This window comes from Caulobacter sp. RHG1 (assembly GCF_013181195.1).
GTDB lineage: Bacteria > Pseudomonadota > Alphaproteobacteria > Caulobacterales > Caulobacteraceae > Caulobacter.
On record NZ_SMZP01000006.1, the window covers coordinates 62,109 to 81,031 of the forward strand.

Sequence of the window (18,923 nt, forward strand, 5' to 3'; positions counted from 1 at the left end):
CTACTTCAGCTAAAATTGCGAGTCAATCTCATTCGCGCTAAGGCTTGGCCAAGCGTAGGATCAGCAGGCCCAAAAGGGCCGAAGCCAGGGAGCCGGCCAGAACCCCGATCTTGGTCGCGTCGATCAGGGCGGGGTCGGCGAAGGCCAGGCCGCCGATGAACAGGCTCATGGTGAAGCCGACGCCGCACAGCACCGCCACGCCAAACAGCTGGGCCGTCGAAGCGTTGCGGGGCGGCTGCGCCAGGCCCAGCTTAATCAGGCCGAAGGCGACGCCGAACACGCCGGCCGGCTTGCCTAGGAACAGGCCCAGGGCCACGCCCAACGGCACCGGGGCGAGGAGGCTCGCCAGGCCGACGCCGGCGAACGACAGGCCGGCATTGGCGAAGCCAAACAGCGGCGTGATCCCGAAGGCCACGGGCTTGTGCAGGGCGTGTTCCAGCCGGTGGAGCGGCGAGTGGTCGCCCTCGCGCAGCGGGATGGTCAGGGCCAGGGCGACGCCGGCCAGGGTGGCGTGGATCCCCGACTTCAGAACGAGCAGCCACAGCACTGCGCCCAGCAGCAGGTAGGGCCACAGGGCCAGCACCTTCAGCCGGTTCAAGGCGACCAGGGCCAGCAGCACCACGCCCGCCCCGGCCACGGCCAGGGTGTTCAGCTGCTCTGTGTAGAACAGCGCGATGATCACGATGGCCGCCAGGTCGTCCATGATGGCGATGGCGGTCAGGAAGACCTTCAGCGAGCTCGGGACGCGCGGCCCCAGCAACGCCAGGACGCCCAGGGCGAAGGCGATGTCGGTGGCCGAAGGGATGGCCCAGCCGGCGACGCTGTCCGGATGCTTGGCGTTGAAGGCCAGGTAGATCAGCGCCGGCAGCGCCACGCCGCCCAGGGCCGCCGCGCCGGGCAGCAGCACGTCCGCGGGCCGCGACAGCTGACCGTCCAGGACCTCGCGCTTGATCTCCAGTCCAACCAACAGGAAGAACAGCGCCATCAGCCCGTCATTGATCGCGTGCTGTACGCTGATCCCGGCGACGCCAGCGTGCAGGGCCGCGAAATAGGCCGGGGCCAGGGGCGAATTGGCGACGAGCAGGGCCAGGCTTGCTGCGACCATCAGCACATAGCCGCCGGCCGCCTCGTTTTTCAGGAACGCATCGAGGGCGAGGCGGGCGCGGGAACTAAGCTTGGGCGGAACCATCCCTGAGGTTTACCAGCAAGCGGTTGGCAAGGGCGAGGCCAACCAGTCCCAGACCGCAGGCGACATAGGCGCCGATGGCCAGGAACTGGCCCCAGGCGATGTTCAGATTGGCGAACGACTTCACCAGCAGCAGCGAGATGCTGCCGACATAGCCGAACGAGTCGGCCACATAGATCAGGAAGCCCGCCGTCCCGACCTTGCCGGTCGCGGCGATCATCCGGTCGAACAGCATGGCGTTGAACGGCGTGTAGCCCATGTAGAGCCCGGCGCCCGCCAGGATCATCCACCAGACCGGCGGCAGCACGCCCAGCTGGAACGCCAAGGTCGCGGCGCCCAGCAGCACGAAGCCCAAAGCCACGCAGCCGAGGTTGAAGGCCACGGCCCGACCGTTGTCCTTGACTCCCATCAGGGCGGCCAGGCCGACCAGCACGATCGCCGCCACCGGCAGCTCCGACAGGGTGAAGATCGAGGCCGTGCTCTTGAAGCCCAGCTCGGCCCAGATCTCCGCCGAGAAGTTGTCGCGGAAGTCGCGCAGGGCGGTGAGGATCATATAAACCGCGATCAGCAGGATCAGGGCCGGGGCGTGGGCGGCGAACAGCGCCTTGCGGTCCTGGGCGTTCATCGGGGCGCGGCGAACCCGCTCGGCCTCGTCGGCGGCGTTCGGCGGCGGCAACTGGGCCAGGGCCAGCACGGCCACCAGCATCAGCGGCGCGAAGATCAGGCCCGAGATCGCCGGCATCCAGCGCTCGTCCACGTTCGACAGCAGCAGCATCTTGCCGACCGACTTGGCCACGCCCGACGACAGGATGAAGCTGGCGCACAGCATCGCCCCCAGCACCTCGGTCAGGCGACGGCCTTCCAGGAAGCCGAACACCAGGCCCCAGATCATCCCCAGGCACAGGCCGTTCAGATACAGCGCCAGCGGCCCTGCTGCGGCCGGGACCAGGCCGAACAGCAGCAGGGACAGCTCCGCGCCCATGATCAGCGCCAGGATCGCGATCGCCCGACGGCCAGCCTGCATTTCCGAGATCACCTTGACCCCGATGAACTTGGCCGTGGCGTAGCCGGCGACCTGGGCGATGACGAGGGCGATCTTGAAGTCGAAGGCGAACGGCCAGCCGGCGGCCTGAGCATAGGCTGCGGCCGTGAACGGCTTGCGATAGCCGAACATGGCGAAATAGACCGCGAACGACGACAGCCCGCCATACAGCGCGAACAGCCAGGGCGGAGCGGTGGTCAAAAAGCGGGTGACCGGGCTTCCAAGCCTGTTATTGGCTGCATCGCCCATCCCATCCCCCTTGTCCGCCCATCTGATAGCTAGCAAGGTTTGAGGGGAGGGGAAAAGGAGGAACGGCTTGCGGCCTGACGATCGCTGCGGGTGTGGCTACTGAGACTGGCCGCCGGCTGCATTCGCCGGCGGGGCGACCCAAATTCTTTGAGCCACGCCCAAGAGGGCCAGGCCACGTGTCATGATCGCCTCCTCGTCCCATCTCGCATAGGCGTGAAGGTCGCGGTTGAGGATGAGGGCCGATTGAGCCTGGAGCGCGGGCATCTTCACCGAAAACGCGCCGTTGGACACCGTCGAGTTCAGGGCCTGAGTCAGCAGCGTCAGATTGCCCATAAGGTGAATCTTGGACTCTCGATTCATCTCGTTGGCCATCAGCTCGATATCGATGTCGTCTTCCGCGATGCCGGGCGTGGGTTCGAGGCCCCAATGCTGTCGCCACTTCTGAGGTAATATATGTTCTAGGGTGAGATCTGACTTGATCTCCACAACCTCGCTCGCCGTGGAGCGTCGACTCGTTTCGACGGCTTCCAGAACGTATCGAAGCCGTGACTGTCGCGCTGGCTTGTACTGGGCGCGCCCTTGCCAGGCGTTTCGAAGTTCCTCGTCTCCAGGCCAGCGAGAAATGTCACTGCTGCTTGCGGCGAGCAGCTTGGCCAGGTGTTCAATCTTGTCGTCCTGCCCGGTTCTTAGCTTTGCAACCGCGTCGATAAAGAACCGATTGTAGTTGTTGGTGGCCAGGCCGCACAGGTCGCGCCGGACGACAAAAGATTCCAGCAACACAAGCGCCGCATCCAGGCGATTTTCCAATTTCGCTTCCGTCGCTAGGTAAAGGACGAGCGGCATCGTCGTTGTTACGTCGAAGGCCTTCGCGAAGCGCCCGAAACGACCAAGTGGGTCAGTCTTGTCCTGTTCGACTATCCGACGATGCACAGCGGCCGTCGCAGCGATGTCCTGCAGTTCAGATTCTATGTTGATGTAAGGTTGCTGGCCGATGGTCCAGATCCGATAGGCTTCGAAGAGCGTTTCGGCCGACACGAGGTCCGCTTTCTTCATCTGAAGATGGTCGACAAGCATCCAGTCGAGCCTTGGGCGGGTCAGACGCCCGCGGGTTTCCCCTGTTCGCCAGAACCAGCGGTCGAGAGGAAGCCAGTAAGTCTCATAGAGACGGTCAGCTTTCAAAGACCCGTCTTCCTGACCCATCCCGACAGCGCGCTGGAAGATGAAGTTGCGCATAAGGTCGCCTGCGCTCAGATCGACGCCCCGGCTGTTCAGGGTTTCAAAGATCGTCTGCGGATCGTCGCCGCCTTCGAGTTCGATCGACACGACCGCAAGGCCGTCCTTCAGCGCCTCGAATAGCTTTTCCATCTTAAAGGCGTCAAACGCGCCGGCGTGATGGACGCGTTCTCGCACCTTCTCAACGAAGTAGGCATGTGCGGCGATCGCCGGTTTTACGATCCCATCCTCGTCTTCCAGCACGACTCGGGCTGGTGCGCCTACGCCCGTCGGATCGACGAGTTTTGTGAACGCCGAACGGTCGACGAGCGAAGGCCAGAGCTTGAACTTCTCGATCTCCGGATCGGCCATTACGCCTTCGTTCAGCAGGTAGCTGAGAACCTCATCGCCGTAGGGCGAGCCGAACTCACTGGCGACAGTGCGCACCGCGCCCAGCAGGAGCTGGAAGGTCGTCAGGCGCTGCTGCCCGTCGATGACCTCGTAGGCCTGGACCTCTTTGCCGAATGTCTTGATCTGGGAGATCACCATCGCGCCCATGAAGTGCGGCGCATGTGTCCCGCCGCCGGCTTCAAGTCGATCCGCGGATCGCGCCAGATCCGCCCACAAGAGTTCTAACTGAGGCGTCACATTCCAGGCGTACTGCCGCTGATACAGGGGAATGAGATAGCGTCGTTTGCCGTCGAACAGGTTGATGATGGTGCGCGTAAAGGGCTTCACGAACAGCTCCTGGTTGCTGATCTCACATCAGCCGAGCTGTCTCTCGAAGGTCAAGCTTGGGGTTGCCGCAAACAAAAACGCCCCCGGCTTTCGCAGGGGGCGTCTTCGTTCTCGTAACCGGAAAGTCCGCTTAGGCGGCCTTGACCAGCGACTTGGTCAGGATGCCGATGGCGGCTTCGCGGTCGATGCGCTCGATGGCGGCGACTTCGCGGGCCATGCGGTCCAGGGCCGATTCATACAGCTGGCGTTCCGAATAGGACTGTTCCGGCTGGTTCTCGGCGCGGTGCAGGTCGCGGACCACCTCGGCGATCGAGATCAGGTCGCCCGAGTTGATCTTGGCTTCGTATTCCTGGGCGCGACGCGACCACATGGTGCGCTTCACGCGGGCGCGGCCCTTCAGGGTGGTCAGGGCCTGGCTGACCGTGCCGCCTTCCGCCAGCGGGCGCAGGCCGGCCGTCTTGGCCTTTTTGGTCGGGACGCGCAGGGTCATCTTCTCGTGGTCGAAGGTGATGACGTAGACTTCGAGCGACATGCCGGCCACTTCCTGGGTCTCGACCGCCTGGATCGTGCCCACGCCATGGGCAGGATAAACGACGTGATCGTCGACCGAGAATTCCAGACCAGTCTTGCTCATGTTCGTCCTCATCAATGCGGGCCCGCGGGGCCCGAACGTCGTGTGCTGTTCCAAATCAAAAGGAGACGAGTTCCCGCGCCGCGAAATACTGGATGCGGGGGCTAGCCTGTCAGGATTTGGAATAGACCTTTAAGACACCTTCGCCTTCAATCGGGCGAGCCGGTTCAATGGCTTCACGAAACGGCTTCTTCGACACGACGGACCAATCGCGATTGACCGCAACTGTCACGTCGGCGGAGACAATAGCATAAAATTCAGCCCGATGAAAGGGTTGCGTCCCGGCATGCAGCATCGCACCGCCAAGCTTTCGCGGCCGGGCGGTGGTTCAACCTTGAGAAATCAAGCTTGGGACGCGACTGGGATCAGGAACCCTTGCCGGGCTTTTCGCTGAAATACTTTTCGAACTTGCCGGTCTCGCGCTCGAAATCCTCGCGGTCCGCCGGCGGCACGCCCTTGACCGTGATGTTGGGCCAGACCTTGGCGTAGTCGGAATTGATCCGCAGCCACTTGCCGTCGGCCTCGTCCTCGGTGTCCGGCTTGATGGCGTCGATCGGGCATTCCGGCTCGCACACGCCGCAGTCGATGCATTCGTCGGGATTGATGACGAGGAAGTTCTCGCCCTCGTAGAAGCAATCGACCGGGCACACCTCCACGCAGTCCATGAACTTGCAGCGGACGCAGGCGTCGGTGACGATGTAGGTCATCGAAAACTCGGGAAGAAAGTCGCGGGAAGTTACGGCGCGCGCGTTTTCGAAGCCTGGGGGCCGCTTGTCAATGCGGCTCGCCTGCGTACGCGGCCAGGATTTCTACAGGCGTGGCTGCGGCGCATCCCTGCACCGAAGGAAACCTGTTCAAGAACGCGGTTCCATCGTCCGGCTGCAAACCATTTCTTATTGAACGAACGTGATTATGCCGGCTGGGGAAACGCCCAATAAAAACAACGTCGGAAAGCCGACTATATGAAGATTCACGCCTTGGCCGTCCAAACTGGATTCGAGGTCGACACCGAAACCCATGTCCAGGCGCGAACCCGCGCCCGGGCGCTGGGCGCGTTCGTCCGTGAGATCCCCTTCGCCACCGCCTTGCTGGATCGTGATCTGGCGCTGGTCGCCGTCAGTCCCGAATGGGCCGCGCAGGGCGTCGCCCCGCGCCTCGAGATCGAGGGCGACGCCGTCGCCGGCGGTCTGGTCGCGCCCGAGGATGTCGAGGCGCTGCGGGCCTGCGCGCAGGACGGCCTGGCCTTCTCCCGCTACCTGCCGGTGCTGGATGAGCACGGCGTCCAGCGTGTCTGGCGCACCGAGTTCAGCGCCTGCCGCGATGCGGAATTCGAGGAGGGGCGGGCCTATGCGGTGATGGTCACCGCCCGCGACGTCACCGGCTATGCCGACAGCGTGCTGCGCGCCGAACGCGATCAGCAACGCCTTCGCATGGCGCTGGAGCTGGATGACCTGCTGGTCCGCGAATACGACCTGCGCACCAAAGAGGTCTATTTCTCCGGCACCGCGCCCGAACTGCAGAAGTGGTGCACGTTCCAGGACGATCCGCTGGAGGTCGCCCATCCCGATGATCGCCAGCGCTGTACGGACCTTGTGGCCACCCGCAAGGTCGGCGAGGCCCGGGTCTTCGAGTTCAAGCTCAATCGCGACGACGGGGTCGAGACCTGGGTCCGCTCAGTGGGCAAGGTGTTCGTCGGCGCAGACGGCAAGCCTGAAAAGCTGGTCAATCTCTTCAAGGACATCACCGACCGTCGACGTCACACCGAGGCGATCGAGACCCTGGCCTTCCGCGATCCGCTGACCGGCCTGCCCAACCGGGCGCTGTTCCAGCATCGCTTCCAGGAGGCGGTCACCGCGTCTGAAAGCCTGGGCGAGATGTTCGGCCTGATCATGATCGACGTCGATCACTTCAAGGACATCAACGACAGCCTGGGTCACGACGCCGGCGACGCCCTGCTCAAGCGCCTGGCAGGCATGCTGCAGCACGCCTTCCGGTCCAGCGACACCGTCGCGCGCCTCGGTGGCGACGAGTTCGCGGTGATCCTGCGCGGCCTGCACGGCGAGGCCGACATGACCCGGCCGATCGAGAAGCTGCAGGACCTGCTGCGCCGGCCCATCGAGCACGGGGGGCGCAGCTTCACCGCCAGCGCCAGCATCGGGGCGGCCCTGCACGGCGATCCCGACGCCGACCCGGCCCACATGATCAAGAACGCCGACATCGCGCTCTATCGGGCCAAGGAGGCCGGCCGTAACCGCAGCATCGTGTTCGAGCCGTCGATGCGATCCGAGGTCGAGCAGCGGCTGGAGCTGCTGCGCGACGTGCGCGCCGCCGTGGCCGAGAACGAGTTCACCCTGTTCTACCAGCCGGTCGTCGACATCCGAGAGCACAAGGTCGCCGGCTTCGAGGCGCTGATGCGCTGGGAGCATCCCGAGCAGGGAATCCTGACGCCGGCCCGCTTCATGGCCGCCTTCGAGGATCAGGACCTGTCCCTGAAGCTGGGCGACATGGCCTTCGAGACAGCCCTTCGGCAGATGCGCGAGTGGCTGGACCAGGGCGTCGATTTCGGCCGGGTGGCGGTCAATATCAGCTCGGCCCAGTTCCGCAGCGGCCGCCTGGCTCAGGAGATCCAGGAGCGCCTGGCTCGCTGGAACGTGCCCTGCGAGCGCCTGACCATCGAGGTCACCGAGAATGTCTATATGGGCTGGGGCTCGGACCTGGTCAGCGACACGGTCCGCCAGCTGCACGAAGCCGGGGTGATGATCGCCCTGGACGACTTCGGCACGGGCTATGCCAGCCTCGCCAACCTGCGCCAGTTCCCGATCGACCGCCTGAAGATCGACAAGTCCTTCGTCCAGAACGACGAGGACGAGGCCATCGTGCGGGCGGTGATCACGCTCGGCACGTCCATGGGCATGAAGGTCGTGGCCGAAGGCGTCGAGGACGCCGAACAGCTGGCGGCCCTGTCGCGGTACGGGTGTGACCAGGTGCAAGGCTATCACTTCGGCCGGCCGATGCCGGCGGGGGAAGTGCCGGGGTTCTTGCGGGGGTTTGGCGGCTAGCTCAGCACTGGCCCCCACCTGACCGCGAAGCGCGGAGGGGGCAAGTCGTCAGCCGTCGACCGCCTCGTACAGCCCCCGCGCCTCGATCGCCGGCCCTCGGCGCTCGCCGCAGTCCAGCACCCGCACGGCGATCAGCCGCCCCGCCAGGCCGAACACCAGAACATCCCCCGGCTTCACGGTCCGCGAGGGCTTGTCGATCCGACTTTCCACGCCCGTGCGGGTGAGGCGGATCCGCCCCTCGTCGACGAACTTGGCCGCCAGCGAGCGGGTCTTGAAGAACCGCGCCCGCCACAGCCAGACGTCGGCGCGCACCGAATCCCCGTGCGTGTCAGTCACGACGCGGCAGCCTTCGGCGCGGCCGGCTTCTTCCGCCGCGGCCGCTTGCGCCGCGCGGGCGGAGGCGGCGGTTCGGTCAGCTTGGCGAGCGCCGCGAACGGCGAGTCTGGGCGGGCCTTGACCGGCTTCTGCTCCAGCTTGGCCGCGCCGCGGCGTTTCCAGACGATGGGCTGGTCTGGCTTGGCGCGGATCGCGGGCGTGTAGTCCAGGGCGCGCAGGATGTTGGAGGCCTGCTTTGCGGTCCAGCCCAGCTTTTCCAGGGCCTGATCGGTCAGCACCACGCCGCCCAGTTGCTGATCGGCGCGCAACAGGGCGTCCAGGATCTCCAGCGCTTCGACCGGCGTCGTATAGCCGGCCACGGCGCGCAGGCCGCTGGCCGAGAGTTCACGCAACGACGGCTCGGGCGAGGGCAGGGGCTCCAGCGTCGTCAGCGCGCCGCGCCAGCCCGTCGGATTGAGCGCGCGGGCGCAGGCGATGGCTTCGGCCTTCAGCACGCCAGGGCAATAGAGGCTGAACGCCCCGATGCGCACGCCCAGGCTCTTCAAGGTGCGGCGCTCGCCTTGGCTCAGGGCCTTCAGCTCCGGATCCACGGGTCGTTTGTCCAGCACGCCGCCGGCCTCGAGCAGGCGGTGGGAGATCCCGCGCGGCAGGCCGCGCAGCTCGCCCCCGACCAGGGCCCGCTCCAGCTTGCGCAGCGGGGCGAGGTAGCGGTCGACCTCGCCGGCCAGGAACGCGTCCAGGCGCCGCTCGGCCCGTTCGCGAGCGGCGGCGTGACCCAGCTCTCCCAACAAGCGCGCGCGCGGCGAGAGGAGCGGTAGATCGCGGCGCACGGCCCCGGCCGCCTCGCCGCGCCACAGGATCGCGCCGTCCGGCGTCAGGGCGAAGGCGTCGTCGGCCTCGCTGGCCATCACGCCCAGGCGGCGGGCGATTTCGGGGCCGACCGCGCGCTGGGCGGCGTTGCGCAGGGCCTTTTCCTCCAGCGCCGAGGTCGCCTTGACCGGGGTGAAGGCGACGCCCGACAGGTGCCCGACCACATGGCCCTCGACGGTGACCTCGCCGTCCTGGCCGACGCCGGCATAGAGGGTCTCGCGCTCGCCCAGCTGCTTCATCAGCACGCTGGTGCGGCGGTCGATGAACCGGGCCATCAGCTTTTCGTGCAGGGTGTCGCTGATCCGGTCCTCAAGCTGGCGGGTCAAACCTTGCCAATGGGCAGGGTTTCCCACCCAGTCGGGACGGTTGGCGATGTAGCTGAGGGTGCGCACCCCCGACAGCCGCGCGGCCAGGCTGTCGATCTCGCCGTCGGTGCGGTCCAAGGCCTTGAACTGGCCGCCGACCCAGTCCTCGGGCAGGCGCTTGCGGCCGGTGGTGAGGTCGTCGAACAGGGTGCGCGCCATGCGCTGGTGTTCGTCGTCGGTGGTCTTGCGGAAGTCCGGCGTCTGGCACACGTCCCACAGCTTCAGCAGGGCCGAGCGGTCGGTCTTGCAGCGGGCGACCACGTCTTCCTGCTTGGCCAGGGCCCGCAGGGTGCGCTCGTCCAGGGCCTCCTGCGACAGCGACAGGCCGTTGCGCTTGGGCGTCTCCGACAGCGAGCGCAGCAGGCCGGGCAGGGAGCCGAAATCCAGCCGGGCGTTGCGCCACTCGGCGGCCTGGATCGGCTCGAAGGTGTGGCTCTCGACGGCCTCGACCAGGTCCTCGTCGATCTCCTCGCAGTCGCTGGTCACGCCGAAGGTGCCGTCGCGGGTGTAGCGGCCCGCCCGGCCGGCGATCTGGCCGACCTCCTGGGGATAGAGCCAGCGAGTGCGCTTGCCGTCGAACTTGCGCAGGCCGGCGAAGGCCACGTGGTCGACGTCCATGTTCAGGCCCATGCCGATGGCGTCGGTGGCCACCAGGAAGTCGACTTCGCCGGACTGATAGAGGGCGACCTGGGCGTTGCGGGTGCGGGGCGAGAGGCTGCCCATGACCACGGCCGCGCCGCCGCGCTGGCGGCGGATCAGCTCGGCGATCGCATAGACCGCGTCGGTGGAGAAGGCGACGATGGCCGTGCGGCGCGGCAGGCGAGTCAGCTTCTTGGAGCCGGCGTAGGACAGGTTGGAGAACCGCTCGCGCCCGACGATCTCGGCATCCGGCAGCAGGCGGCGGACCAGCGGGGCCATGGTCCCGGCCCCCAGGAACATGGTCTCGAACTTGCCGCGGGCGTGCAGCAGGCGATGGGTGAAGATGTGGCCGCGCTCGGGATCGGCGCACAGCTGGATCTCGTCGACGGCCAGGAACTCGACCTCGCGGCCCAGCGGCATGGCCTCGACCGTGCAGACGAAATAGTTCGCCCGGGCGGGGACGATCTTCTCTTCCCCGGTGATCAGCGCCACGCTGGCCTTGCCGCGCAGCTTGACGATGCGATCGTAGATCTCGCGGGCCAGCAGGCGCAGGGGCAGGCCGATCATGCCCGAACCGTGGGCCATCATCCGCTCGACGGCCAGGTGGGTCTTGCCGGTGTTGGTCGGACCCAGGACCGCGGTAAGCTTGGACGGGGCAAGGCCGGTCGAACGGTCACTCATGACCCGAAGGTGGGGCGGGAGCGGTTAGAAGTCCAGTTCCATGCGCGCGCCGGTGGTCCGGACGCGATAGCTGCGGTCGCCGTTGGCCAGCGGGGCGGCGTCGCCATAGGACAGCCAGCCGTGGTTGAGGTTGAAGCGCAGATAGTCGATCGGCTGCCAGATCAGGGCGGCGATCCAGGCGTCCTGCCGGCCGCCGACGACGCCGCGGTCGTTCATGTCCAGATAGTCGTAGCGCAGGCTGGCCTGCAGCGCGCCCAGGCCGCCGGACCCCAGCGGCCGAGCAGTCTTGGTGCGCTCGAAGATGCCGCCGCCATAGCCGCGTGTCTCGCCGGTGAAGAAGTAGCCCAGCTCGGCATAGCCGCCGAAGAAGCGCGGCGTCGGGCCAATGGCCAGGTCGCTCTCGAGCCAATGGGCCTCGGCCGCGCCATGCCAGCGACCCCGCACGAAGGCTGCCTCGACACCGTAGTGGGCTTCGTCGCGGACATCGAGCACGCCGGTGTCGATCAGCCGGCTGTTGCTGGTGTGCAGATAGGGGCGCTGGCGATAGCGCGCGCCGGCTTCGCGCAGCCGCTTGAGGTCGCGCCAGTGGGCCGAGGCCGCCAGGTGCAGCTGGGTCTGGCCCAGCTTGGGCGCATAGACCACGCGGCCGTCGAAGCCGTAGCTGTTGTTTTCGTCGCCGCCGTCAGGGCCGTCGGCGCTGTCGGCCAGGGCGTCGATGTCGTCGGCGAACAGCCCGGCCTGCAGGATCCAGTCGGCCTTCTCGTACTGGGCCGCCAGGCCCAGGCGGCGCTCGAAGTTGAAGGCGTCGGTGAAGGCGGCCCGCTCCATGGTCGCGCCGGTGGTGTCGCCGGTCAGTTCGTCCAGGGCCTGGAACTGGTTCTGATTGCCCAGGGCCAGCTCCCACGGGCCGCTTTTCCAGGTGACGAAGGTGTCGACCAGATCGACGGCGTTGTCGGAGAGCTCAAGCTCAAGCTTGTAGCCGAACGCCTTGCTCAGGCTGCCCTCGCCGCCGAGGCGGATGCGGCGCATCTCGGCAGCGTAGCCCAGGCCGCGGTCGGACGCGCCCCGAGGATGCGAGACGTAGCCGGCGTCGGCCTGAATTCGGCCCTTGGCCTTGAAGGTGCGGCCTTCGCTGGCGAACTGCGGCGAGCCCTTCCAGGCGATCTCGGTCGCGGGTTCGGCCGGAGGCGCCACCGGCGCAACCGGCTGAGGCGCGGCGCTGGCGGCGTCCAGCTTCTGCTCCATGCGTTGCAGTTGCGCCTTCAGCGTCGCGATCTCGGCGCGCAGGGCCGCCGCCTCATCGGCGCTCAGAGCCTGCGCCATGGCCGGCGAGGACGACAGACCCAGCGCCGCGGCGCTGAAGAGAGTCGGCAGGGACGGGCGCACGGCCACCTCGTATCGCATCGCCCGGCCAGCCTAGACGCCGAGCGGGCTCTTAATGCGACAGTTTGGTGACGATGTCGCTAAGGCTTGCGCTGAAAGACGACCTTACCGTCCACCACGGTGAGGACAGGCTGGGCGGTCAGGATCTCCTTGGGCTCCACCGTCATGAAATCTTTGGAGAAGGCGGTGATGTCGGCCTTCTTGCCGGCCTCCAGCGTGCCCAGCTCCTTCTCCCGGAACACGGCATAGGCCGGGGCCAGGGTCAGCATCTTCAGGGCCTGGGCGCGGGTGACGGCCTCGTCCAGATGCCAGTCGGCATTGGCGAAGCCGTCCAGGCTGTGGCGGTGGACGGCGGCGTAGAACTCGATGCGCGGGTCGCCGACCTCGACCGGGGCGTCCGAGCCAGCAGCCACGACGACGCCGGCGGTCAGGAAGTCCTTCCAGCGATAGCCTTCGTGCAGGCGGTCCTTGCCCAGGCGCGCCGGCGCGAAGAACAGGTCGCCGATCGCGTGGCTGGGCTGCATGGAGGCGATGACCCCCAGCTTGGCGAAGCGCGGCAGGTCGGTGTCGGCGACGATCTGGGCGTGCTCGATCCGCCAGCGGGCGGCTTTGTCGCCCGCCCCATTCTTGTCTTTGAGGGTCTCGTCGAACCAGTCCAGGACCAGGCGATTGCCGCGGTCGCCGATGGCGTGCATCGCCACCTGGGCGCCGGCCGCCTTGGCCTGCTTCATCAGGGCCAGGCCCTGATCGCGCGGCGTCAGGATCAGGCCAAGACCCTCCGCGTCGCTATAGGGCTCCAGCAGGGCCGCACCGCGCGAGCCCAGGGCGCCGTCCATGTAGAGTTTGATCCCGCGCGTGCGGATCAGGCCGGTCGTATCGGTCTGCGGACCCTTGGCCAGCACCTCGGCCGCGCCGCTGGGGTCCATGTAGTTGTCGACGCGGATGTGGAACGCGCCCTTGGCGGCCTCGTCGCGCAGCAGGGCCAGATCGTCGGCCATGACGCTCATATTGTCCAAGCCCGTCCAGCCGCGCGAGGCGTAGAGTTGGCCCGCCTTGCGCAGCGCCTCGCGCTTCAGGGCTTCGCTGGGCGGCGGGATGACGCCCTCGATCAGGTCCTGGGCGTGGTCGATCAGCATGCCGTCGGGCGCGCCGTCGGTCCCTTTCAGGATCTGGCCGCCGGCCGGAGCGGCGGTGGCGGCGGTGATCCCGGCCTTGGCCAGGGCGGCGGTCGAGGCGACGCTGGCGTGGCCGTCCGAGCGGCCCAGCACGATGATCCGGCCCGGCGCGGCGGCGTCCAGGTCGGCGCGAGTGGGAAAACGCTTTTCGGGCCAGTGGGTCTCGATCCAGCCCCGGCCATAGATCGCGCCCTCAGGATGGGCGGCGGCATAGGCCTTCACCGAGGCGACCAGTTCGGCGACGGATTTCACCTGGTCCAGGTTCAGGGTCAACTCGCGCAGGCCGATGCCGGTCAGGTGAGCGTGGGCGTCGACGAAACCGGGATAGGCCGCCGCGCCTTTCAGGTCGATGTCCTGGACGCCTGTGGCCGCCTTGGCCTTAGCGGTCTTCAGGTCGCCAACGAACAGGATGCGATCGTCGCGGATCAGCACCGCCTGGGCGGTGGGGACCGTGTCGACGCCGGTATGGATCGGCCCGCCGTGGATCAGGATATCGCCGGCGTTCGCGGTGGTCAGAGAGGTCGCAGCCAACAGGGCGGCGAGCAGAATCCGGCGCATGAACAATCCCCCGTGTGACAAGTTTCGGAAATCGTAGGTCGCACCCCTCCACAGCTGCAACAGGCCTGCTATTTTTTAACCATGTCTCCTCCGGGTTTCGCTCTTTTCGACACGATGATCGGACGCTGCGGCCTCGCCTGGGGCGCACGCGGCCTGATCGGCGTGCAATTGCCCGAAGCGACGCCTGGCGCCGCCTGGGCGCGTCTGCGCAAGCGCTTCCCCGACGCCTTGGAGGCCGAGCCGCCCGAAGAGATGGACGCGGTGATCGACCGGATCCGCGACCTGCTGGGCGGGGAGCGCGACGATCTGGCTGATGTTCCGCTGGAGCTGGATGGCCAGTCGTCCTTCAATCTGCGGGTCTATGCGATCGCCAGGGCCATCCGTCCGGGGGAGACCTCGACCTATGGCCAGGTGGCGGCGGCGATGGGCGAGCCGGGCGCCTCGCGCGCCGTGGGCAAGGCCCTGGGCGAGAACCCCTGGCCGATTGTGGTGCCCTGTCACCGGGTGCTGGCGGCCTCGGGCAAGATGGGCGGCTTCTCGGCCAATGGCGGCGCGGAGACGAAGGCCCGTCTCCTGACGCTGGAGCGGGCCAAGACCAGTGACGTCCCGACGCTGTTCGACCTGGAATTCTCGGTGGCGCCGCCACGGGGGTTCTGAGCTCCCGTCATCCCGCGCTTTATGCGCGGGACCCATTCGTCCGCCGCACGTGCTGGGCGAGAACGAAATCCCACATGGAAGCTGAGCCATTGGTCCCGCGCATAAAGCGCGGGATGACGGTGTTCAGCCGGGGGAGGGCGCTATCTTAACGCCTGGTAACGCTTCGCCGAACAGGCGCGAAACGAATCAGGACCGAATCGGCGACGTTCTCCGATTCAGGCTTTGTTCCCTACAAGCTATTGTAGCTTAAAGCGGATTAACCACAAATCGGTTTCCAGGCCGGCCCTATTTGGCCGCCGTCTCCGCCGTCTTCTCTGCAGGGGCGGGGCACTCGGCCGAGAGGCGCTTGGCGGTCAGGCTGCCGGCCAGCGGCATGCCGTTGATGGTCTTGATGTGGATGTCCATCTTGAAGGCCTCAGGCGAATAGGTCCCGTTGGCCGTCACGGGCGAGGCGCGGTCCTTCTTGTCGGTCCAGGTGCCCTTCAGCGCGATCTTGCCGTCCTTCACCACATTGGTGGTGTAGTCGCAGCGATAGCGCTTAGTGCAGATGCCGCGCGAGAACTGCTCGGCGTCGGCGGGCTTGAGGCACTTGGTCTCGTTACTGATCGGGATAACGCCGACCTTGTAGTCGTATTCCCAGTAGCCGGGCAGAATCGTCGCCTTGCTCGCCGCCGCGGCGCGCACGACCGGCTGGGCCAGGGCGAAGCCGGCGCCGCCAATGGCGACAGCAAGAACGGAAGCGGCAAGGGTCTTCGAACGCATACGGCAGGTCTCCTTCATGCGGCTCTATATATAGAGCGCCTGATGAACCGTGCTTGAAGGGGCTGGTTCCAAACTCGCCATGACCAACCCGCCTTGACTCAGGGGGGAGCCTTCGCCTATATCGCCGGCTCTCGCGCGGCAGGCCTGTCCGGTCGTGTGCCCGAATTCATATCTTAGTGGGACCAGGCTCTTTACCGAGCCGAGCGGTCTCGCCCAAGCCAAGGTAACTCCCATGTCGCGCCGTTGCGAACTTACCGGTATCGGTCCGATGGTCGGCCACAATGTGAGCCACTCGAACATCAAGACCAAGCGCCGCTTCCTGCCGGCCCTGTCGCCCGCCACGCTCCAGTCGGAGTCGCTGGGCCAGAGCTTCAAGCTGCGCATCAGCAACGCTGCCCTGCGCACCCTGGACTTCAAGGGCGGCCTGGACGTGTTCCTGCTGGGCGCCAAGGACGAGCAGCTGTCGCCGCGCGCCCTGAAGATCAAGAGCCAGGTCAAGGCGAAGGCCAAGGCCGCCGCTCAAGCCGCCTAAGGCTTACGGTCCAAGGCTGGACTATCGAAAGCCCGCCGGGTTCGCCCGGCGGGCTTTTCGCGTGTCCACGATGGCGGACTGCGACCGGCTAGCCGCGGCCGTGCAGCAGCTTGGCCAGCAGCGCCGACAGGGTCGCCTGCTCATGAGGAGCCAGAACGCCTGCGATCGCCTGCTGGTTGGCGACGTGAAGGCCGACGACGCGGTCGATCAGGGTCAGGCCCCGATCCGTCAGGGCGACCAGGACTCCCCGTCTGTCGTCGGGATTGGGCCGGCGTTCGATCAGGCCCGCTGTCTCCAGCCGATTGATCCGGTTGCTCATGCTGCCTGACGAGATCATCGCCGCTTCATAGAGGTCGGTCGGGGTCAGGGCGTGGGGCGCGCCGCTCCGACGCAAGGTCGCCAGCACGTCGAACTCCCCTGGCTGAAGGTCATGTTCGGCGAAGAGCGGGTTCACGCGATCGCGGGCGATGACCAGCGCGGCCTCCGCCAGTCTTCCAAGCAGCACCATCGCCGCCGTGTCGATGTCGGGGCGTTCCCGAGTCCATTGGGCGGCGGCGTGTTCGGCCCTGTCCATGACGACCTCATTGTCTTGACGTAGAGATATCTGTCTCTACGTAGAGGCATATCGCGTGGAGCACCGACATGCCAAGACCTGCCGACAGGATCCTCTTTCCGGCGACCATCCTCCTGGTGGGTCTCAACCTGCGTCCCGCCCTGGCCGCGATCGGTCCTGTGCTGGACCGGATTCAGGCTGCGACGGGTCTCGGCGACACCGGGGCCAGCCTACTGACCAGCTTGCCTGTCCTGTTGATGGGGCTCTGTCTGCTCGGGACCCGAGGGTTGAAGGCGCGGCTGGGCAGCCGGGGCGGAATCGCGCTGGGCCTGTCATGCGTCGCCGCCGCGTGCCTCGGCCGCTGGCTATGGCCGGCCGCGCCGTCGCTGATCCTGACCGCCATGCTGGGCGGCGTCGGCATCGCCGTTGTCCAGGCGCTGCTGCCTGCGGTGATCCGTCATCGCGCTGGGGCCGGAGCGGCGAGCCTGATGGGGCTCTATTCCACGGGGGTCATGGGTGGGGCGGCGATCGCCAGCTTCGCCAGTCCCCGTATCGCGGCGGTCCAGGGCTGGCCTGCCGCGCTGGGCGTGTGGATCCTGCCGGCGATCGTCGGCCTGGCGGTCTGGGGCGCGACGGCGAAGGCCGCCGATGACCCGCCCAGCGCCGCGGCCGACGGCGATGTCTGGCGCAGCGCCAAGGTCTGGCGGCTGCTGGCCTTCTTCGGCCTGGGCACGGGAGCCTACACGCTGGTCCTGGCATGGCTGCCGCCCTTCTATACTCAGCTGGGCTGGGATGCTTCGGCGGCGGGGGCCCTGCTGGCTGGCGTCACGCTGGCCGAAGTCGCGGCCGGAACGGCTGTCTCGCTGTGTATCGGCCGTTTTCCCGACCGGTGCCCGCTGCTGCTGGCGGCCATCGGCGCCTTGCTGGTCGGGCTGGTGTGCCTTGGTTTGTCACCCCTGGTCCTGGCTTGGCCGGCGGCCCTGTTGGCGGGGTTGGGCATCGGCGCCCTGTTCCCACTGTCGTTGATCGTAGCCATGGATCATGGCGATGGCCCTGCCGAGGCGGGCTTGATCGTGGGCGTGGTGCAAGGCGGCGGCTATGTGCTGGCCGCCTTGTTGCCTTTCGCGGCCGGCGTCTTGCGCCAGCAGCTGTCGGACCTGAGCCCGGCATGGTGGCTGATGGCGGGACTGTGTCTGGTCATGGCGCTGATCGCGGCCCGCCTGCGTCCTGGGCTGCGGCTTTCGTAATGGTCCGCCGTCCTTGGGGGGCATAAAGCAAAACCCGCCGCGGCTGGGCCGCGACGGGTTTTGAACGCTTGGTACTGGTAGTGACCGCTTAGCGGGCCAGGACGGCGCTCGAGGCCGGGTTGGCGGTGTTGTAGGCGGTCAGGGCCGGGTTGTTGATCTTGGCGACGGCGTCATTGACCGAGGCGCGGATGCAGGCCGGGTACAGGTAGCCGGCGAGGGCTTCGCCGCGGATGTCCTGCCAGCAGACCGACGAGGCGGCCTTGACGATTTCGGCGCGGACTTCGGCGGCCGACTTGCCGGAAACCTTGACGCGCATTTCGGCGGCCGAAGCGGGAGCAGCGATGGTCAGAGCGATGGCCGAGGCGGCCAGAACGATAGAGCGGATCATGTCGATGTTCCGAAAGAAGGGGTTGGGATCAACCGCCTCCAGACGCGTTCCTCTGACGGCTCCTGCTCGGTCTCTCGCCTGTCGCGCCGTCGATGTGGATATAGCGGCGTTCTTTTGAGTTATCAACGATAATGTTGCGCTGCACCCTGATTGGGTACGGATGAAACATCTCCGTCGAAGCAACCGATTGCGGACGCAAAAAGGCCCGCGAAGCCAGAGCTTCGCGGGCCGATTTCGCTAATGATCTCAGCGCTTCTTAGCGCGAAGCGACGCGCAGGAAGTAGGTGCTGCGGGCCTGGGCCTTGTCGAAGGCGACCAGTTCGCGGCTCTTGGCGCGGTTCACGGCGTCGCGGGTCACTTCGCGGACGCAATAGACGGCGACGTCCCCGGCGTCGGGAACGCCAACCAGGTCTTCCTGGCAGAGCTTCTTGGCGGCGTCGACGATTTCGGCGTGGACGACCGGGGCGGTGCGGCCGGCGACCTTGACGGTGATCTCACCCGCGCTGGCCGAGGTGGCGGCGGCGGTGGTCATCAGGGCGGCGATGGCGATAGCGAGCAGACGGATCATGGTTTTCAGTTCCGGAAAGGAGGTTGATTTCAACCGCCTCCCGACGCGTTCCTCTGACGGCCCCCAGGATCTCGCCTCGTCGTCCGTCGAAG

Annotated in this window: 18 protein-coding genes; 4 read left to right on the plus strand and 14 right to left on the minus strand. The window is 66.8% G+C overall.

Annotated features, from left to right (window positions below; genetic code table 11):
* Positions 1-37: 37 nt before the first annotated feature.
* The 6 genes from nhaA to fdxA form a co-directional block, all read right to left on the minus strand.
* A complete protein-coding gene (gene nhaA / locus E1H18_RS16825; protein WP_172270556.1) occupies positions 38-1,189 on the minus strand; it encodes a Na+/H+ antiporter NhaA in 1,152 nt (383 codons plus the stop codon).
* Positions 1,170-2,477 (minus strand): DUF5690 family protein, encoded by a 1,308-nt coding sequence (locus E1H18_RS16830; RefSeq protein WP_172270558.1) that lies wholly within the window; start codon positions 2,475-2,477, stop codon positions 1,170-1,172. The genes nhaA and E1H18_RS16830 overlap by 20 nt, the downstream gene beginning before the upstream one ends.
* Before the next feature lie 96 nt (positions 2,478-2,573).
* On the minus strand, positions 2,574-4,427 hold the full coding sequence (locus E1H18_RS16835; RefSeq protein ID WP_172270560.1) for a DUF262 domain-containing protein: 1,854 nt from the start codon (positions 4,425-4,427) through the stop codon (positions 2,574-2,576).
* 130 nt (positions 4,428-4,557) lie between these two features.
* Entirely contained in the window at positions 4,558-5,061 is a 504-nt protein-coding gene (locus E1H18_RS16840) for a CarD family transcriptional regulator (RefSeq protein WP_172270562.1), read from the minus strand.
* A gap of 109 nt (positions 5,062-5,170) precedes the next feature.
* Positions 5,171-5,353, minus strand: a complete 183-nt coding sequence (locus tag E1H18_RS26510) for a hypothetical protein (protein ID WP_206679086.1) — start codon at positions 5,351-5,353, stop codon at positions 5,171-5,173.
* A 70-nt stretch (positions 5,354-5,423) separates the two neighbouring features.
* Positions 5,424-5,765 carry a ferredoxin FdxA gene (fdxA, locus tag E1H18_RS16845; protein ID WP_172270564.1) on the minus strand — a complete coding sequence of 114 codons (342 nt, stop codon included), beginning with the start codon at positions 5,763-5,765 and terminating at the stop codon, positions 5,424-5,426.
* Positions 5,766-6,020: 255 nt separating this feature from the next.
* Here fdxA and E1H18_RS16850 point away from each other — a divergent pair, with 255 nt between their 5' ends.
* Complete coding sequence (locus E1H18_RS16850; protein ID WP_172270566.1) at positions 6,021-8,117, plus strand: EAL domain-containing protein; 2,097 nt, start codon at positions 6,021-6,023, stop codon at positions 8,115-8,117.
* Positions 8,118-8,165: 48 nt separating this feature from the next.
* On the opposite strand, the gene E1H18_RS16855 is transcribed toward E1H18_RS16850, so the two are convergent.
* Genes E1H18_RS16855 through E1H18_RS16870 form a run of 4 tightly spaced genes read right to left on the minus strand, consistent with a single transcriptional unit; the run spans position 8,166 to position 14,124 of the window.
* Positions 8,166-8,453 carry a S4 domain-containing protein gene (locus tag E1H18_RS16855; RefSeq protein WP_172270568.1) on the minus strand — a complete coding sequence of 96 codons (288 nt, stop codon included), beginning with the start codon at positions 8,451-8,453 and terminating at the stop codon, positions 8,166-8,168.
* Positions 8,450-11,008 (minus strand): helicase-related protein, encoded by a 2,559-nt coding sequence (locus E1H18_RS16860; RefSeq protein ID WP_172270570.1) that lies wholly within the window; start codon positions 11,006-11,008, stop codon positions 8,450-8,452. The genes E1H18_RS16855 and E1H18_RS16860 overlap by 4 nt, the downstream gene beginning before the upstream one ends.
* A gap of 24 nt (positions 11,009-11,032) precedes the next feature.
* A complete protein-coding gene (locus E1H18_RS16865; RefSeq protein WP_172270572.1) occupies positions 11,033-12,412 on the minus strand; it encodes an OprO/OprP family phosphate-selective porin in 1,380 nt (459 codons plus the stop codon).
* A gap of 59 nt (positions 12,413-12,471) precedes the next feature.
* Complete coding sequence (locus tag E1H18_RS16870; protein WP_172270574.1) at positions 12,472-14,124, minus strand: amidohydrolase; 1,653 nt, start codon at positions 14,122-14,124, stop codon at positions 12,472-12,474.
* Positions 14,125-14,205: 81 nt separating this feature from the next.
* Here E1H18_RS16870 and E1H18_RS16875 point away from each other — a divergent pair, with 81 nt between their 5' ends.
* The gene (locus tag E1H18_RS16875) at positions 14,206-14,781 is read left to right on the plus strand and encodes a methylated-DNA--[protein]-cysteine S-methyltransferase (protein ID WP_172270576.1); all 576 of its coding nucleotides are present in this window, start codon (positions 14,206-14,208) and stop codon (positions 14,779-14,781) included.
* A gap of 285 nt (positions 14,782-15,066) precedes the next feature.
* On the opposite strand, the gene E1H18_RS16880 is transcribed toward E1H18_RS16875, so the two are convergent.
* Positions 15,067-15,543, minus strand: coding sequence for a DUF3617 family protein (locus E1H18_RS16880; protein WP_172270578.1), 477 nt, complete (start codon positions 15,541-15,543; stop codon positions 15,067-15,069).
* Positions 15,544-15,775: 232 nt separating this feature from the next.
* Between E1H18_RS16880 and rpmB the strand changes: the two genes are divergently transcribed.
* Positions 15,776-16,075 carry a 50S ribosomal protein L28 gene (gene rpmB / locus E1H18_RS16885; protein ID WP_125155294.1) on the plus strand — a complete coding sequence of 100 codons (300 nt, stop codon included), beginning with the start codon at positions 15,776-15,778 and terminating at the stop codon, positions 16,073-16,075.
* Between the two features lie 88 nt (positions 16,076-16,163).
* Here the strand turns inward: rpmB and E1H18_RS16890 are convergent, their stop codons facing one another.
* Positions 16,164-16,649 (minus strand): MarR family winged helix-turn-helix transcriptional regulator, encoded by a 486-nt coding sequence (locus E1H18_RS16890; protein ID WP_172270580.1) that lies wholly within the window; start codon positions 16,647-16,649, stop codon positions 16,164-16,166.
* Positions 16,650-16,717: 68 nt separating this feature from the next.
* Here E1H18_RS16890 and E1H18_RS16895 point away from each other — a divergent pair, with 68 nt between their 5' ends.
* The gene (locus E1H18_RS16895; protein ID WP_172270593.1) at positions 16,718-17,875 is read left to right on the plus strand and encodes an MFS transporter; all 1,158 of its coding nucleotides are present in this window, start codon (positions 16,718-16,720) and stop codon (positions 17,873-17,875) included.
* Between the two features lie 88 nt (positions 17,876-17,963).
* Here E1H18_RS16895 and E1H18_RS16900 read toward each other — a convergent pair whose 3' ends face one another.
* On the minus strand, positions 17,964-18,263 hold the full coding sequence (locus E1H18_RS16900) for a hypothetical protein (RefSeq protein ID WP_172270595.1): 300 nt from the start codon (positions 18,261-18,263) through the stop codon (positions 17,964-17,966).
* Positions 18,264-18,519: 256 nt separating this feature from the next.
* Positions 18,520-18,831, minus strand: coding sequence for a hypothetical protein (locus E1H18_RS16905; RefSeq protein ID WP_194248056.1), 312 nt, complete (start codon positions 18,829-18,831; stop codon positions 18,520-18,522).
* Positions 18,832-18,923: the final 92 nt, after the last annotated feature.